This is a genomic window from Vibrio lamellibrachiae (assembly GCF_050337265.1).
In the GTDB taxonomy this organism is placed as follows: Bacteria; Pseudomonadota; Gammaproteobacteria; order Enterobacterales; family Vibrionaceae; genus Vibrio; species Vibrio kyushuensis.
In genome coordinates this window covers 217250-232805 of sequence record NZ_JAKJSU010000010.1, presented here as the reverse complement: position 1 = coordinate 232805, position 15556 = coordinate 217250, and the positions used below count along the sequence as shown (strand labels likewise).

At 43.2% G+C, this 15556-nt stretch carries 16 protein-coding genes; 5 read left to right on the top strand and 11 right to left on the bottom strand.

Going from position 1 to position 15556, the window contains the following annotated elements; all coding sequences use genetic code 11:
* The first annotated feature begins 133 nt into the window (after positions 1-133).
* Both cytR and L4C54_RS17870 read left to right on the top strand, forming a co-directional pair.
* Positions 134-1171 (top strand): DNA-binding transcriptional regulator CytR, encoded by a 1038-nt coding sequence (cytR, locus tag L4C54_RS17875; RefSeq protein WP_428802887.1) that lies wholly within the window; start codon positions 134-136, stop codon positions 1169-1171.
* Between the two features lie 121 nt (positions 1172-1292).
* Positions 1293-1850 carry an SPOR domain-containing protein gene (locus L4C54_RS17870; RefSeq protein ID WP_428802736.1) on the top strand — a complete coding sequence of 186 codons (558 nt, stop codon included), beginning with the start codon at positions 1293-1295 and terminating at the stop codon, positions 1848-1850.
* Positions 1851-1959: 109 nt separating this feature from the next.
* On the opposite strand, the gene L4C54_RS17865 is transcribed toward L4C54_RS17870, so the two are convergent.
* Entirely contained in the window at positions 1960-2205 is a 246-nt protein-coding gene (locus tag L4C54_RS17865) for a hypothetical protein (RefSeq protein ID WP_428802735.1), read from the bottom strand.
* Positions 2206-2507: 302 nt separating this feature from the next.
* On the opposite strand from L4C54_RS17865, the gene hslV reads away from it, so the two are divergent.
* Positions 2508-3050 carry an ATP-dependent protease subunit HslV gene (gene hslV / locus L4C54_RS17860; RefSeq protein ID WP_428809209.1) on the top strand — a complete coding sequence of 181 codons (543 nt, stop codon included), beginning with the start codon at positions 2508-2510 and terminating at the stop codon, positions 3048-3050.
* Positions 3051-3126: 76 nt separating this feature from the next.
* Positions 3127-4461 carry an ATP-dependent protease ATPase subunit HslU gene (gene hslU / locus L4C54_RS17855; protein WP_428809208.1) on the top strand — a complete coding sequence of 445 codons (1335 nt, stop codon included), beginning with the start codon at positions 3127-3129 and terminating at the stop codon, positions 4459-4461.
* 82 nt (positions 4462-4543) lie between these two features.
* On the opposite strand, the gene L4C54_RS17850 is transcribed toward hslU, so the two are convergent.
* The 5 genes from L4C54_RS17850 to frdA all read right to left on the bottom strand — a co-directional run bounded on the left by L4C54_RS17850 (position 4544) and on the right by frdA (position 8776).
* Positions 4544-5146: a porin family protein gene (locus L4C54_RS17850; protein WP_428809207.1), complete on the bottom strand. Its 603-nt coding sequence runs from the start codon at positions 5144-5146 to the stop codon at positions 4544-4546.
* 283 nt (positions 5147-5429) lie between these two features.
* On the bottom strand, positions 5430-5810 hold the full coding sequence (gene frdD / locus L4C54_RS17845) for a fumarate reductase subunit FrdD (protein ID WP_428809206.1): 381 nt from the start codon (positions 5808-5810) through the stop codon (positions 5430-5432).
* A 10-nt stretch (positions 5811-5820) separates the two neighbouring features.
* The gene (gene frdC / locus L4C54_RS17840) at positions 5821-6204 is read right to left on the bottom strand and encodes a fumarate reductase subunit FrdC (RefSeq protein WP_428802730.1); all 384 of its coding nucleotides are present in this window, start codon (positions 6202-6204) and stop codon (positions 5821-5823) included.
* Between the two features lie 2 nt (positions 6205-6206).
* Complete coding sequence (locus L4C54_RS17835) at positions 6207-6965, bottom strand: succinate dehydrogenase/fumarate reductase iron-sulfur subunit (protein WP_428809205.1); 759 nt, start codon at positions 6963-6965, stop codon at positions 6207-6209.
* On the bottom strand, positions 6965-8776 hold the full coding sequence (gene frdA / locus L4C54_RS17830) for a fumarate reductase (quinol) flavoprotein subunit (RefSeq protein WP_428809204.1): 1812 nt from the start codon (positions 8774-8776) through the stop codon (positions 6965-6967). The genes L4C54_RS17835 and frdA overlap by 1 nt, the downstream gene beginning before the upstream one ends.
* 418 nt (positions 8777-9194) lie before the next feature.
* Here frdA and epmA point away from each other — a divergent pair, with 418 nt between their 5' ends.
* Complete coding sequence (gene epmA, locus L4C54_RS17825) at positions 9195-10169, top strand: elongation factor P--(R)-beta-lysine ligase (protein WP_428809203.1); 975 nt, start codon at positions 9195-9197, stop codon at positions 10167-10169.
* 74 nt (positions 10170-10243) lie between these two features.
* Here the strand turns inward: epmA and L4C54_RS17820 are convergent, their stop codons facing one another.
* From L4C54_RS17820 to L4C54_RS17800, 5 genes are all read right to left on the bottom strand, one after another.
* Complete coding sequence (locus tag L4C54_RS17820; protein WP_428809202.1) at positions 10244-10960, bottom strand: S1 family peptidase; 717 nt, start codon at positions 10958-10960, stop codon at positions 10244-10246.
* A gap of 259 nt (positions 10961-11219) precedes the next feature.
* Positions 11220-13397: a YjbH domain-containing protein gene (locus L4C54_RS17815; RefSeq protein ID WP_428809201.1), complete on the bottom strand. Its 2178-nt coding sequence runs from the start codon at positions 13395-13397 to the stop codon at positions 11220-11222.
* An 8-nt stretch (positions 13398-13405) separates the two neighbouring features.
* Positions 13406-14182 carry a capsule biosynthesis GfcC family protein gene (locus L4C54_RS17810; RefSeq protein WP_428809200.1) on the bottom strand — a complete coding sequence of 259 codons (777 nt, stop codon included), beginning with the start codon at positions 14180-14182 and terminating at the stop codon, positions 13406-13408.
* On the bottom strand, positions 14179-14868 hold the full coding sequence (locus L4C54_RS17805) for a YjbF family lipoprotein (RefSeq protein WP_428809199.1): 690 nt from the start codon (positions 14866-14868) through the stop codon (positions 14179-14181). Before L4C54_RS17805 ends, L4C54_RS17810 begins: the two co-directional genes overlap by 4 nt.
* 71 nt (positions 14869-14939) lie before the next feature.
* Entirely contained in the window at positions 14940-15176 is a 237-nt protein-coding gene (locus L4C54_RS17800; protein ID WP_428809198.1) for a hypothetical protein, read from the bottom strand.
* Positions 15177-15556 lie beyond the last annotated feature (380 nt).

Genomic DNA, 15556 nt, shown 5'->3' with positions numbered 1-15556 from the left:
ACGCTAGTTGTGCAAAATGTGTTAATCTCACCGTAACTTTATGTTTAGAAATGAATAAACTATCAGAACATAGAAAAACAAGAGTGAACGACAGTTCGCCATAAAAACTTTAATTATATGCAATGCAGCATGGCTGTATACAAAGGAAAAGAGGGTTAAAAATATGGCGACAATGAAGGATGTTGCCCAGCTTGCAGGAGTCTCAACGGCCACCGTGTCTCGAGCGCTGATGAATCCAGAAAAGGTCTCTTCCTCTACACGAAAACGTGTTGAAGATGCTGTTTTGGAAGCTGGTTATTCACCAAACTCTTTGGCGCGCAATCTGCGTCGAAATGAATCTAAAACCATTGTCACCATTGTCCCTGATATTTGCGATCCTTATTTCTCTGAAATAATCCGTGGTATTGAAGATGCCGCAATGGAGCATGGTTACCTCGTCTTACTTGGCGATAGCTCACAACAAAAAAGACGCGAATCTTCTTTTGTAAATCTCGTTTTTACTAAGCAAGCCGACGGTATGTTGCTGCTTGGTAGCGATCTTCCTTTTGATGTGAGTAAAGCGGAACAGAAAAACCTGCCACCTATGGTGATGGCGTGTGAGTTTGCTCCAGAGTTAGAGCTCCCAACGGTTCACATTGATAACCTAACCTCAGCTTTTGAAGCGGTGAACTATCTGACTCAGATGGGGCATAAACGTGTGGCTCAAATATCTGGCCCGCAACATGCGGTTTTATGTCAGTTTCGTCAGCAAGGTTACCAGCAAGCATTAAGACGTGGGGGCATTATGATGAACCCAACTTATACAGCATATGGTGACTTTACCTTTGAAGCCGGTGCAAAAGCGGTGCGTCAGTTACTTGCTCTGCCTGAGCCGCCAACGGCGATTTTCTCTCACAGCGACGTTATGGCAATTGGTGCGATACAAGAAGCGAAAAAGCTTGGCCTTCGCGTTCCACAAGATCTCTCTGTGGTTGGCTTTGATGATATTCAATTTGCTCAATACAGCGATCCACCGTTAACCACTATCTCTCAACCTCGTTATGAAATTGGCCGTCAGGCAATGCTGATGATGCTTGAACTATTGAGAGGGCATGATGTACGTGCAGGATCTCGTCTATTGGAAACACACCTAGTTGTTAGACAAAGTGCTGCGCCACCTCGAGTGATGTAATTTCTTACTAAAAACTGACCGTCTAGCAGCGCATTTTGGTGCGCTGCTTCCATTTCTGTACTGTTATCCCTCATAAAACTGAATTACCATGTCTACTGAGTTTTCAACGTGATATTCCATTGTGGCAAATAAAGATTATGTAAAGCGTGGCCGAGGCGGTAAAAAGTCGACCGGCAAAAAAGCGTCGCAAAAACGCACTTCAGGAAAAAAACCTTGGCGGAGTGGGCTGATAGCCATCACTTTACTTGGTGCGTTTGGCTATGGGCTTTATACCTTAAGCAATGATCCTGAGCCTCCAGCACCAGTTGTTACTCCTGTCGCTAAACCGAAGCCGAAACCAAAACCGGCAACAGCGCTTCCTAAGCCTCCTGAAGAAAAGTGGGACTACGTCGAGTCGCTACCAAATCGCAAAGTAGAAGTTCAAGCGAAAGAGCAAGTTGTCTCTGAAATCCCGTACATCATGCAGTGCGGAGCCTTTAAGCTTTCTAGTCAAGCTGAGGAGCGTAAAGCCAACATTGCGTTCCAAGGTCTTCAAAGTGAAGTAAGAAAAAAAGAGGGCAGCAGTTGGTATCGAGTTGTTCTAGGGCCGTATACACTCAAGCGTGACGCAGAACGAGATAGACACAAACTGCAACGAGCCAAGATCGAACCGTGCGCGATTTGGAAGCAAACACAGTAATATATCGGGCATATTTGAAACAATAAAAGGCTATTCATCTGAATAGCCTTTGTTGTATCGAGCGTTTGTAATTTCACCAGAGTTATATTTCTCTAGTTGAAGTTAAGCCTTATTTTGCTTGAAATCGCTCTAAGCCGTTCTTAGTCAACTGAACGTTATTGTTATTTAAGTGAATGTATCCGTGGTGGCGCATTTCATTAATTATCTTTATGGGCGACCCATTTACATAGGTAGAAGCAGAATCCAGTAAGCTTGCGACCGTGCTTCCTCCTGATTGATTAAGGTGACGAGCGAGAGACATATAGTCTTTATTTGTTGTGTGAGAAGGACAGCAGCCTAGCGTTTTAGTTTTCATAGTAATCCCTTATTTTTATCGTTCTTTAAAGTGATTCTCTTAAATGCACACACTAATTAATGTTATTAAAGTCACGAATATCGTAACTACACTTTAGGGGTATGTCATGGTTATGTCAGAGTGATTTATCCCCCTGTTTTGCATGGTGTTTTATTCTTGTGAAAAGAGTGTTTTTTTGTTGCAGTTTGTTTCTGTGCTTAGGGTTGCTCTATTGCCATGAGATATTCGTTCACTCTTGAAATTTGCCTTTTTGACCTCATATAAATGTATAACTCCCTAATTAAGAACAAGAGGCCCTACTCGTGACTACCATCGTATCAGTACGTCGAAATAACAAAGTTGTCATCGCGGGAGATGGACAAGTATCGCTAGGCAATACCGTAATGAAAGGTAACGCTAAAAAAGTTCGCCGTTTATACAACAATAAAGTATTGGCAGGCTTTGCTGGTAGTACTGCGGATGCATTCACTCTATTTGAGCGTTTTGAAAGTAAGCTTCAGATGCACCAAGGACATTTAACCAAAGCGGCGGTTGAACTGGCTAAAGATTGGCGCAGCGATCGAGCCCTTCGCAAGCTAGAGGCGCTTCTGGCCGTAGCTGATGAAACTGCATCGTTGATCATTACTGGTAATGGTGATGTTGTTCAGCCTGAGAATGATTTGATTGCCATTGGTTCGGGCGGTAACTTTGCTCAAGCCGCCGCGACAGCGCTATTAGAAAACACCGAATTAGACGCACTTGAAGTTGCTCAGAAATCACTGAAGATTGCTGGTGATATTTGTGTCTTTACTAACCACCACCACACTATCGAAGAACTAGAAATTCCTGCTGAAAAAGCTGAATAGCGGCTGCCATTAAGTTGGATAAAGTAGCGAGATAATAAACAAAGATAGCTAGTGACACTGTTTTAAGGAAAATAATATGTCTGAAATGACTCCTCGTGAAATTGTTCACGAACTTAACCGCCACATTATTGGTCAAGATCAAGCGAAACGCTCGGTGGCTATTGCACTGCGTAACCGTTGGCGTCGAATGCAGCTTGAAGAGAGCTTGCGCGTAGAAGTAACCCCAAAAAATATTCTTATGATTGGCCCAACGGGTGTCGGTAAAACAGAGATTGCTCGCCGCCTTGCAAAGCTTGCCAATGCGCCTTTTATTAAAGTAGAAGCGACTAAGTTTACTGAAGTAGGCTATGTGGGTAAGGAAGTGGAAACGATCATTCGTGACTTAACGGATGTGGCAATTAAGATGACGCATCAGCAAGCGATGGATAAAGTGAAATTCCGCGCCGAAGAGCAAGCTGAAGAGCGCATTTTAGATGCATTGTTACCACCTGCACGTGATGCTTGGGGTGAAAATGAGAAATCAGACGATACCTCATCTAATACTCGTCAAATCTTCCGTAAGAAATTACGTGAAGGCAAGTTAGACGATAAAGAGATAGAAATTGATGTTGCCGCGCCACAAATGGGCGTTGAGATCATGTCACCTCCAGGTATGGAAGAGATGACCAATCAGCTTCAAGGTATGTTCCAAAACCTTGCTGGTGATACTAAGAAAAAACGTAAGCTAAAGATCAAAGATGCGTTCAAAGCATTAGTTGAAGAGGAAGCTTCTAAACTTGTCAATCAAGAAGAGCTAAAAGAAAATTCAATCTTTAATGTTGAGAATAACGGCATCGTATTCATCGATGAAATCGACAAGATCTGTAAGCGTGGAGATAGCTCTGGCCCTGACGTTTCTCGCGAAGGTGTTCAGCGTGATCTACTACCATTGATTGAAGGTAGCACGGTTTCAACTAAGCATGGCATGGTAAAAACTGACCATATCTTATTTGTTACTTCGGGTGCGTTCCAAGTGTCTAAGCCATCTGATCTTATTCCAGAACTGCAAGGTCGTTTGCCGATTCGTGTTGAGCTAGAAGCACTATCAAGCCACGACTTTAAGCGTATCTTGACTGAGCCAAAAGCGTCACTGACTGAGCAATACATTGCGCTGATGAAAACAGAAGAAGTGGACGTGAATTTCACTGAAGATGGCATTACTCAGATTGCTGAAGCCGCGTGGCATGTGAATGAAACCACTGAGAATATTGGTGCGCGTCGACTGCATACTGTTATGGAGCGTCTGATGGATGAGATTTCATTCGAAGCGACAGACAAAGCAGGTACAAGCTTAACTATCGATGCTAAGTACGTGAAAGATTGTTTAGGTGATTTGGTTGATGATGAAGATCTAAGCCGCTTTATTCTTTAGTAATTCGGTTTTAGTAAGAATAAGAAAGGGTTGGCGTAGTGCCAACCCTTTTGTTTCCTACTCTGTAGACTAAACAGTAAAATTAGAATCGGTAGTCTAGAGAGATAGCGAACTCGCTATGGTTATCAACTTTAATTAAGTCGTCTTTATATGATGTACCCATATGGCGATACGTTCCGTCGATTGAAAGTTCATTTGTTAGAGCATATTGAACACCAACTTGAGCGCCAAGAGTAAAATCAGTCTCGCTTTCTTTATGCTTTTCTTTGCCTAGGTCATCTTCGTAGGTAAATGTGACTTTGTTCTTAGTTAATCCTGCCGTTACCCCACCAAAAATAGAAAACTTTTCATTTAGAGAGTGGACGTAGTCGTATGAAGCGAACCATTCATTTTGGTCGTATTCTCCTTTCAGTGAAATCCCTGAAGGCTCGTGAGCGACAGAAAATAACTCATTATCACCAGCAAAATTGGCAGTTAAAGTAACACGGTGAACGTTATTGATGTATGCACCACCACGAATGTGAAAAGCACCTGCACGGTCGGACTCTTTCCAGTCTGCTGCATCAACTTTCAATGTGGAAGAGTGAGAACCAAAGCCACCACCTGCGAAGTAGTCAACAGATGTAGCGAATGCAGAAGGTGCAGAGACAGCAGCGAGTAGAGCAAGACCAATAACTTTTTTCATTTTCAAGTACCGTATAAATTGTATTTAAACAAATATTGAACACTGTTCAATTCTATGCGGATAATTATGAACACTGTGCAATTGAAAATAAAGTTATCTCGATCATAAGCGATAGTTATCAGGCGGGCATGAGCATTAAGATGAAATAGTAAGAAAGGTGTTATTTGAAGAAGTGTTGTTGCTTTACAGGTAGAACGAGCAACGTGGTGAATATTAGGCAATAAAAAAACCACCTAGAGAGAGCTAGGTGGTTTAAGTAGGTGTTAACGTATTTGGCGGCTAATTAGATCATCAAAATAAAGATAATTGATAGCGCACTAATTAAAGCAGCAAAGAAGTAACAGCCTACTTTGCCTACCACACCGGTATGGAATTTGAGATCGTGCATACCATGGTGCAGTCGGTGCATAGCATGCCACATAGGCAGGGCTAGCGTACCGATGATAAACAGCGCACCAATAATGCTGGTGGCAAAGCTGCTAACACGCTCATAGCTAAGAGATTCAGCGTCAATAATCCCCAGTGGTGCAAGAATACCGAGTACTAATATCGTTACTGGCGTGATCATGGCAAACCATGTACCGCCTGCGCCAAATAGTCCCCACCAGATAGGTTCATCTGAGCGGTTTGGAGTCTTATTCACTGCGTAGTTATTCGTCGTCATAATAAACTCCTTAAACGATGATGAGAACAATGAGTGAGATAAACGCAACCGCTGCCCACTGAGTTAATACAATCACTTTCTTATCAACGGTTTTACCCTTCAAGCGAATTGGCATCACTTGCGGCATCATGCTAAAGAAAGTCTGAGCATGGAGTAGGCTACCCGCTAGCGCCACAATATTGATGGCGATAACAACCGGATTTGCCATGAAGCCTAGCCATGTTTGCCATGCGTCAGGACCTTTGACTAGTGATGCTAATCCAACTGTTAGAAATAGCGTAAATAGGATCAGAGGCAGTACCGTTGCTTCACGCAACATATAGAAGCGGTAGAAGGGGTGATTACTCCACCACGTACGCTTCATTTCACGAACGTAAGGTTTACGATTACTCATCCTTATGCCTCCTCTTTCTGTTTTGTTCCGTCAGGCTTTAGCATTGCAATGACAAAATCCATTGAAGATTCGATCTTGCCTTGGTTTACCGCAGCGGCAGGGTCGACATTTTTCGGACATACATCAGAGCAGTAACCGACAAAAGTACAGCCCCAAGCGCCATTATCACCGTTGATGATCCCCATACGCTCACTTTTACCGTTGTCGCGGCTATCAAGATTGTAGCGATGAGCCAGCGTTAACGCTGCAGGACCAATGAACTCAGGATTTAAGCCAAACTGAGGACATGCTGCGTAGCACAGACCACAGTTGATACAGCCTGCAAATTGCTTGTACTTTGCCATCTGCTCTGGAGTTTGAATGTTGGTACCATCTTCAGGCGTACGGTCGTTACCAATGATATAAGGTTTAATTGCTTCAAGACGCTCAATGAACGGCGTCATATCAACAATCAGATCCTTTTCAATTGGGAAGTTAGCAAGAGGCTCAATAGTTAAACCATCTGGGTAATCGCGTAAGAAGCATTTACAAGCTAACTTAGGTACGCCGTTGACCATGATTCCACACGAACCACAGATAGCCATACGACAAGACCAACGGTAAGAGAGGTCTTTGTCTAGGTTGTCTTTGATGTAACCAATCGCGTCAAGAACTGACATGGTGTCATCAAATGGGATCTCAAAAGCCTGCTTATGAGGCTCGCTGTCTTTTGCTGGGTCATAGCGCAGTATGTCTATTTTTTGAATTCGATTCGCTGGCATTACTCTTGCTCCTCTTTCTGTTTCGCTTGAGCAGCTTCCTCTGCCGCTGCTTTTTCAGCAGCTTCACCGTATAGGCGCGCTTTCGGTTGAGATTTAGTGATCGTCACTTCGCGGTAATCGATATTTGGAACCGCATCTTCTTGGTAGTAAGCCAAGGAATGCTTCAAGAAGTTCTCATCATCACGCTCGGTGCAGTCTTCATCCAAGCGTTGGTGAGCACCACGAGACTCTTTACGTAGAATTGCCGAGTGAGCCATCGCTTCTGCCACTTCAAGACCGTAGCCAACTTCAATGGCGTAAAGAAGGTCAGTGTTGAACACTTTACCTTTATCTTTAATACCGATGTTTTTGTAACGCGCTTTTAGTTCAGTGAGTTTCTCGATCGTCGCTTGCATCAGATCTTCTTGGCGGTAGATACCACAACCTGCTTCCATGGTGTGACCCATTTCAGTACGGATATCAGCCCAGTTCTCTTCGCCTTCTTGAGCCAAGATAGAAGCAATGCGTTCTTCCACTGCTTTCACTTGTTTATCAATAGACTCATCATTCCAGCCTTTGAACTCTTCAGCACGTTTAACGGCGTTTTCACCAGCCACGCGACCAAAGACAACAAACTCAGCCAGTGAGTTCGAACCTAAACGGTTTGCACCGTGCAGACCAACAGAGGCACATTCACCAACAGCAAACAGACCTTTGATTTGTGTTTCACAATCGCCATTAGTTTCAATACCACCCATGGTGTAGTGAACGGTAGGGCGAATTGGAATAGGTTCTTTAGCAGGGTCAACGTTAACGTATGCTTTTGAAAGCTCACAGATAAACGGTAAACGCTCTTGCAGGTACTCCTCACCTAAATGACGAAGATCTAGGTGTACCACATCACCGAGAGGGTGCTTGATGGTGTTGCCTTTCTGCTGCTCGTGCCAGAACGCTTGAGAAACTTTGTCACGCGGACCCAGTTCCATGTATTTATTCTTAGGTTCGCCAACTGGTGTTTCAGGGCCCATGCCATAATCTTGCAGGTAACGATAGCCATTCTTGTTGACGATAATACCGCCTTCACCACGACAACCTTCGGTCATCAAGATACCAGTACCTGGTAGGCCGGTTGGGTGGTATTGAACAAACTCCATATCACGAAGCGGTACGCCATGACGATAAGCCATTGCCATGCCATCGCCGGTTACGATACCGCCATTGGTATTGCAGTGATAAACACGACCAGCACCGCCAGTTGCCAAGACAACCGATTTTGCTCTGATGGTGATTAGCTCGCCTTCTGCCATATGAATAGCAATCAGTCCTTGAATCTCACCCTCTTCAACAAGAAGATCGACAACAAAGTACTCATCGAAGCGATTGATTTGGCTGTACTTCATTGAAGTTTGGAATAGGGTATGCAGCATGTGGAAGCCGGTTTTATCTGCGGCAAACCATGTACGCTCTACTTTCATACCACCGAAACGGCGAACGTTAACTTCGCCATTTTCTTTACGACTCCACGGACAACCCCATTGCTCCATTTGGATCATTTCACGGGTTGCGTTTTTAACGAAATATTCAACAACATCCTGTTCACAAAGCCAGTCACCACCACCAACGGTATCGTTGAAATGATTGTCTAGGCTATCTTCATCCTTGATAACAGCAGCGGATCCACCTTCTGCAGCAACCGTATGGGAGCGCATAGGATAAACTTTGGAAATAAGTGCAACTTCTAGTTCAGGGTTTGCTTCCGCAGCTGCAATAGCAGTACGAAGACCAGCGCCACCAGCGCCGATGACTGCGATATCTGTGGTGATTGTTTTCACAGTTATCCTCCAGTGAGTGATTGTTATTATTGAATGCTAGGTGCGTTCTTCTTGCTGCCCCTAGAGTCTTTATATTGAGTTTAGAGTGTTGAAGTAAAACAACTTTTCGTTTACTCAGCTCAAGCCGTTTTTTAATGGCAATGTTTCAAGAGCCAAGCCAGTTTAGAAGAGCGGAATGACGAATAAATTGACTCAGTCATCCTTTTTACTCGGAAATGCAAACATGAGCATACTTATTCCACTTTGTGTGATCGATGTCATAATTTTGTCTAATTTGAACGGTGAGATATATTGATAGAATAAAAGGAGCGAAAGGATAAATTCCATTTTAGAAATCAGCGTTTATCGCTAGAATACTTAACGTGTAACTATTTTCGTATAATCATTACCGTTAAAACGAACAGAGAAATGTAGAACCATGACAGAGCAAACTTGGCAACCGACCGCCTCTATTGAGCAGTTAAAACAGCGCGCAGCTTTACTGGCTAAGATACGTCAGTTCTTTGCCAAGCGAGATGTGATGGAAGTGGATACGCCAGCAATGAGTCATGCCACAGTAACCGATGTTCATTTGCATACCTTTCAGACCAACTTTATTGGCCCAGAATACGCGCAAGGGTGTTCGCTCTACTTTATGACAAGCCCTGAATTTCATATGAAGCGTTTGTTAGCGGCGGGCAGTGGTTGTATTTATCAAATCTGTAAGTCATTTCGTAACGAAGAGAACGGTCGTTACCATAACCCTGAATTCACCATGCTTGAGTGGTATCGAGTCGGTTTTGATCATCATAAGTTGATGGATGAGATGGATGAGCTTCTCCAGCTAATCTTAGGTTGCCCTCAAGCTAAGAGAATGACGTATCAACAAGCCTTTATTGATGTGTTAGGAATGTGCCCACTTGAAGACTCGATGGAGAAACTTAAACAAGCTGCGAGCACTCTAGGTTTGAGTGACATTGCAGATAATGAACAAGATCGAGATACACTGTTACAGCTTCTATTCTGTATTGGTGTGGAAACCAAAATAGGTCAAGACGCACCTGTTATGGTTTATGACTTTCCTGCTTCACAAGCGGCATTAGCGAAGATTAATAAAAAGGACAGTCGAGTTGCCGAACGATTTGAGGTCTATTTCAAGGGCATTGAGCTTGCCAATGGTTTTCATGAACTTGATGATGCCAAAGAACAACTCGCACGCTTTGAGCAAGATAATCAGAAGCGCCTTGAGGTGGGGTTAACTAAGCAACCCATTGACTTGAATTTAGTCTCTGCACTGGACGCTGGTCTTCCTAACTGCGCAGGCGTTGCGTTAGGTATTGATCGCTTGGTTATGTTAGCACTCGATTGTAAGCATATTGATGAAGTGACTGCGTTTGCATTTTCTAGGGCTTAGGGTAGGAAGAGAGAGGATGAAAAGCAGGAGGGTAAAAGCTAGAGAGAGGTTGCCAACGCTAGCTTTTACTTTGATCAATGCTGATTGTAGTCAGGCAGAGTAACTGTGGATGTCTCTTTTGTTGACTGCTGAGCAATCGATAAGTTACTTCGATAGTAATTCGCCATATTCTCTTCTAGCCAAGGCTGTAAATAGTGAGTCGGAATGAAAATACTGAGTCGTTCAATGTCTAATGGCTCTCCGTTTAAAAGCCTTGTGTCTCTTTTATCTGCAATGCCAGTAAGAATTCCAACCAGTTCGTCTTTCTCATTGTAGGCACCGCCACCACTCATGCCACCTTGTATAGCCGCATCCGTAATACTCGAAGGGCATTCTGCGTAGTTCTTGTCATTCACAAAGTTGAGATCAAGGTGATAAATACCACTACTGGTAATGACATCACCCGTAGCATTCATACCGAATGCCTTTACTAGCTCACCAGGATACACAGACCCTAATGGAGAAAGGTTATCAAGAGTATTATCAGACTGGATGAGTGCTATATCGCAATGTGGATGATAAGCAATGACTTTGTTGTAGCTAAGCAGGGCAACGTGAGCAGCTGTTAGGCTTAGCTCATTGGTGATGGGTACACTGGTTCCGTACCCCTGAAAGAGTATCGGAACACCGAGAAATTCATAATTGATATCAGGATGTTTCATCGCTGATTGAGTTGCTCCGTTACTGTGAACACAACCTGATAAAGCGATTGAGGCTAAAATAACGATAAATATCGTTCGAATAGTATGCATCTTCTCTCCTCCATGGCTCGTTGGCCTCGGATGGTTGATTTATATAGAGAAGTAATGCGCACTCTTCTTTTATTGACGTTCCATATCTAATGAAACCATAGTTGAATAACGACGAGTTGACGATGGAAATGTAACGAAAGTGTGACTATTTATGAATTTATCATTAGAGGTGTGATATTGAGTCAGGAATCAATAAGATGAAGTTCAGGAGTGAGGTTATCACTCCTGAAGCAAGATCACATAAGGTTTTGTGTGGTTTTTATTTGGCTGGGCGAGTATTCCATGGAGAGCGAATATCAGTTGTATCGTAAAGGTGGTACTTACGATTTAACATTTGCCCACCATCGCGTTGAAGTGGTAACCAAGAAATCGCAACGCGCTCTCGGCTTGGTTTAACCGTCATTAAATCTAGTGGTATCGACACATAAAACCCTTTGGTATAACTACCTTCACCATACTCTTCAGCAGATAAATTGGTTTTAGTAATAAATGCCCCAGCGGTTACACCACTATCAAACTGCTTAGAGTAGTCCAGAGTGAAACCTACATCGTCTGAAAGATAGCGACCCGCACTTAGTTTCATTTGAGTATCGTCAATGAGGCTCCAGAACTTTGGTTGCCAATATAATGTGGCGTGGCCAGTCAATGTGCCTGTTTGGACGTTATAGTAACGACTTGTTTGCTCATCAAAATGGCGTTCTTCGGTAAAGAGACCGAAAGTTGAGTCAGGATCTCGCTGAACAACGTAGTTGACGTCGGCACCAATCGCCCAGTTTTTTCCGAATGGGCGATACATGATTTCGGTACCCACACCAGCAAACATAGCTTCTAAATAGCCACCATAGGCTTGAGTATAAAAACTCTCTTGGTAACGATCAAAGTGAGTGAGCTGAAGGTTATCAACGCGTAAAAATTCATCGTAGTATTGACGAGATAACGTACGAACACGTTTTAAATCAGTACCATCTGGTGGAACGGTGTAGTTAAACTTATCGTAGTTATCGATAAGGTTGGCATAGACACTGCCTGAAGCACGCCAATTTGTACCAAGTTCATAGCTCGCATCCGCACTTATTCCGATCGCATATAGATAGAAGTTCTCAGAGCCCCCTATAGATTGCTGAAGTACAGGAGAGAAACCATAGTAGAATGGGTTTTCGATACTCGCTTTGGCATTGCGCCCTTGTTTGGTTGAGCTTTTGGTATAACTCGCATCATCGAAGCTTGCGTCAGGGTAGTCATTATCAGCAACGCGCTTGAAAGCGTTCGCATTAACGACGGTTTCTTGCATCGGCTGATGATGATTCGTATCGATAATATGATAGCTAGTCGCATCAATACCACTATTGGCAACAGACAGAGCAGCACGATGGTGGGCTTCACTAGCATCACGGTATTTTGTGGGCTCGCCTTCAATGATGATTACATCTTCATCCTGATAAATATTCAGCTCACTATAACCAGCGACTTGTGCGACTTCCTCGGTCAATTCATTCCACTCTTGATCGCTTAACTCATTTCGCTGTTCAGCTTGGCTATAACTCGGTCTAGGTTCATCTACCCAGTTCGGTTTAAGGCTAGAAAGGTTGGTTGCCATCGTAATGCCAGCGGTAAAAGTGTTACCTCGCTCATAGCTTAAGCGTAGATCTGCCCAGTCAGCTAAACCATAGACAATACCGAAATTCCAAGGAGTAGAGACATTCATATCTGAACTGCCATTAGTCACTGGGAAATCACTACTATAGTCGTTACCGTCATATTCGACTTTTAATCGAAGTGGCTCGTGGGGAGTTTGGTATTCAACTCCCCCAAAGAGTGAGGAGCAGCCTGAGAACATACGATTAACATCAACGCTTCCGCCATTGCCTTTAAATGTCGTGTCACGGCCACAGTCAACAGAAATTGATTTATCGCCTGATAGATTTGCACGATTGCCTAGGTAACCCCAACCAACACCAAGGGTGAAATCTAAAGGACCAACCTGTTTGCTAGCAGCAACAAATTCACCGTCGAATAACCCCGTTCCCCCAAAATCACGAACGCCAACCGATAATTCAGGTAGCCAATAACTTTCTTCTATTAAACGAACCTTGGCGTCCATGGATTTGTCGGTGTATTTGGTATCGCCGCTGAATCCCGGATCAGAGCTATACAGCATGTCATGAACTTGCGTGTAGCGAATAGTTGCCTCGAGCCAAGGAAAGAGCTGAAGAGTGGCTGTGTAATGAAGGTATTCATTATTATTGGTTGCCGAAGCGCTAAATTCGCCTTCTTGCATCATACGAGCTGTAGGCATTTGTATGAGGCCCACACCACCAAAATCAGTGTAAGAATGTTTAAGTTGTGGAGGACTAAACTCGTCGGCAACGACAGGGGATGCGAGAGCGTAACTTAGAGCCCCAAGAGGTGTTAACCAGCGGAGTGATATCGGATTCATGGGATTCATCATAATGGGTGTTTGTGCGTCAATAGTTCTAGAACTAACTGGTTTGTGTCTTTATTGGTAGCAGTCTTAGTGTCTATCGTGTTTAGAGGCATAGGAACGTAAATAATCGCACCCGGTGCGATGTTGTGAAATTGGTAATTCCAGTATGCGATTGGGTATTCAAATGTTATTCCATCGGGTTGAATAACCCAAACTGTACTCAGGTTTGATGTATTAATTCGTGCCACTTCTAAGTAATCAATAGCACTTTTTCGAGGGTACCATGGTAGTGAAGTGGGTTGTTTTACATACCCTAATATCTTAATTGAAGGGGCATCATTAACATCACCAAGGAATATCTGATAGTTCCCTTGCAAACGAGGGTTTTTAGCCATGGCTAAACGAGTGGTATCAGGATCGAGCGTAGTGAAAATACGAGATGAAAATTGCCATTTTTTTAGCTGTACTGAAAGTGCGTCCCAATAGTGTTTTTCGTCGACGTTCGCTTCGTGTTTCTGGGATTTGAGTGATGTTAAAGTTTTTTCTTTCAAGTGAAAGGGTGTATTTCCGTCGAATAACGCTGACTTTAACCAGTCTATTTCCATTAGCGAAAGTTGGTGGTAATTCGTTGCTGTCATCACGGCTGTATCGAGCCTTGGAGCTTGCTCAAATGTTAGGGTGATGGACTCATGCTGACTGTGTTGAACTTCAATAATAGTTTCAGATGCAATCGCATAGCTGGTTAGGCTTACCAATACAGCTAGGTTGATAAGCCATGATGTGAAGAGTGTCTTCATTGTGTTACTTCCTGCTGGTAAGGCTTTCCAATCACGAGTTTGAAGGTGGCGCTATTTGGAATCACAGTTTGTTCGCTAGCGATGACGTTACCTGTTTTTGGGTCCAGCCAGTAGTGATTATTTGACTGATATTCGATTACTGGTATTGATACGGTTTCTTTTACATGCAGTAGAGCTCGCTTCTCAAATGGCAGCTGTTTTTCTACTTTTCCAATCACTTCAAATCGAGACTGTGCTTCATATTGAATGTGGTAACCCGGTTGCCAACTGATTGTGTATGACCAGTGATGTGGCGTTGTTGGGAGATGTAAGCCACGAGCTAGAGGATCCGTTTTTTCTGAGCGAAGAGAGATTAGGTTTGTATTGGGGAAGTTCGCTGTTTTTATTATGCGCCCGGCTTGAGTCACTATCATTTCATTGTTTGCAGACAGCCACTTTAGTGCTTCAGGTACTTGATCATTTTCATGTTCTACCCAAGCTAAAACTATTAATACTTGTGGATTACTCCCAAACTCAATGACCTGGCTAGCGTAAGGGATGTTATTGACCTGTTCTTGAGTGATTGATGAAGAGTCATGACCAAACAGAGCAAGAGAGAAGGAATCTGATAGATCTTGGGAGCTTTGTGTGCAACCAAGTAATGCTAACAAGGGAGTAAGCAGCAGCAGTCGAAATGCGATTTTCATGCTAGAAACAGTCTTTTTATATAGTGGATGTTAAAAAACAACCGCCGAAGCGGTTGTTTTAAGGGCGCTGATTAGCGAGGGACAGTGACTGAAGTCGTTGTGCCTGAACCAGAGTTACTTGCTGCAACAACAACACCAGCTACAAGTGCGCCAGTAACAGCAACAGCAGTAGGTGCGATAGTACCAACAGCAGCAGTAGCTGCGTTCGCACTACCAGCAGCAGTGCCAGTCGTTGTTGTAGTTTCAGCAGCCATTGCTGCACCGCTGAAAACGACAGAAGTCAAAAGCGCGATAGCTGTTTTCTTCATTGGATATCTCCGTTATGTCATTTATGCAATATCTAAAATAAATTTAGATATAGTGCCCACCATAATAATAGGCGCGCCTACAATATAGACAAATTATATTAAAGTAAATTGCAAACATTAAATTAACTTTAATATTGAATTAGACGAAGTCGGTATTTACTAAGTTGGGATGTATAAATGTTGATCGTTACATCTTGTTACACTTTGAGGCGAGTTAACATTTAATGATGATATTTTGGAATAATCGATATTCCAAAAACAAGCTATAACTATTTAAGGATGTTAATTAGACTATTACCACTTAAATTGAACGCCTGAATGAAGGTCACAAAACTGAAGTATTGGTAGGGTGAATGCTAATTCTCTTGCTTGGTTGACGT

Excerpts from the sequence above, each read along its gene's own strand:
- L4C54_RS17865 (WP_428802735.1), bottom strand. The coding sequence starts at position 2,205 with ATGAAAACTAAAACGCTAGGCTGCTGTCCTTCTCACACAACAAATAAA.
- hslU (WP_428809208.1), top strand. The coding sequence starts at position 3,127 with ATGTCTGAAATGACTCCTCGTGAAATTGTTCACGAACTTAACCGCCAC.
- L4C54_RS17850 (WP_428809207.1), bottom strand. The coding sequence starts at position 5,146 with ATGAAAAAAGTTATTGGTCTTGCTCTACTCGCTGCTGTCTCTGCACCT.
- frdD (WP_428809206.1), bottom strand. The coding sequence starts at position 5,810 with ATGACGACGAATAACTACGCAGTGAATAAGACTCCAAACCGCTCAGAT.
- frdC (WP_428802730.1), bottom strand. The coding sequence starts at position 6,204 with ATGAGTAATCGTAAACCTTACGTTCGTGAAATGAAGCGTACGTGGTGG.
- L4C54_RS17835 (WP_428809205.1), bottom strand. The coding sequence starts at position 6,965 with ATGCCAGCGAATCGAATTCAAAAAATAGACATACTGCGCTATGACCCA.
- epmA (WP_428809203.1), top strand. The coding sequence starts at position 9,195 with ATGACAGAGCAAACTTGGCAACCGACCGCCTCTATTGAGCAGTTAAAA.
- L4C54_RS17820 (WP_428809202.1), bottom strand. The coding sequence starts at position 10,960 with ATGCATACTATTCGAACGATATTTATCGTTATTTTAGCCTCAATCGCT.
- L4C54_RS17815 (WP_428809201.1), bottom strand. The coding sequence starts at position 13,397 with ATGAATCCGATATCACTCCGCTGGTTAACACCTCTTGGGGCTCTAAGT.
- L4C54_RS17810 (WP_428809200.1), bottom strand. The coding sequence starts at position 14,182 with ATGAAGACACTCTTCACATCATGGCTTATCAACCTAGCTGTATTGGTA.
- L4C54_RS17805 (WP_428809199.1), bottom strand. The coding sequence starts at position 14,868 with ATGAAAATCGCATTTCGACTGCTGCTGCTTACTCCCTTGTTAGCATTA.
- L4C54_RS17800 (WP_428809198.1), bottom strand. The coding sequence starts at position 15,176 with ATGAAGAAAACAGCTATCGCGCTTTTGACTTCTGTCGTTTTCAGCGGT.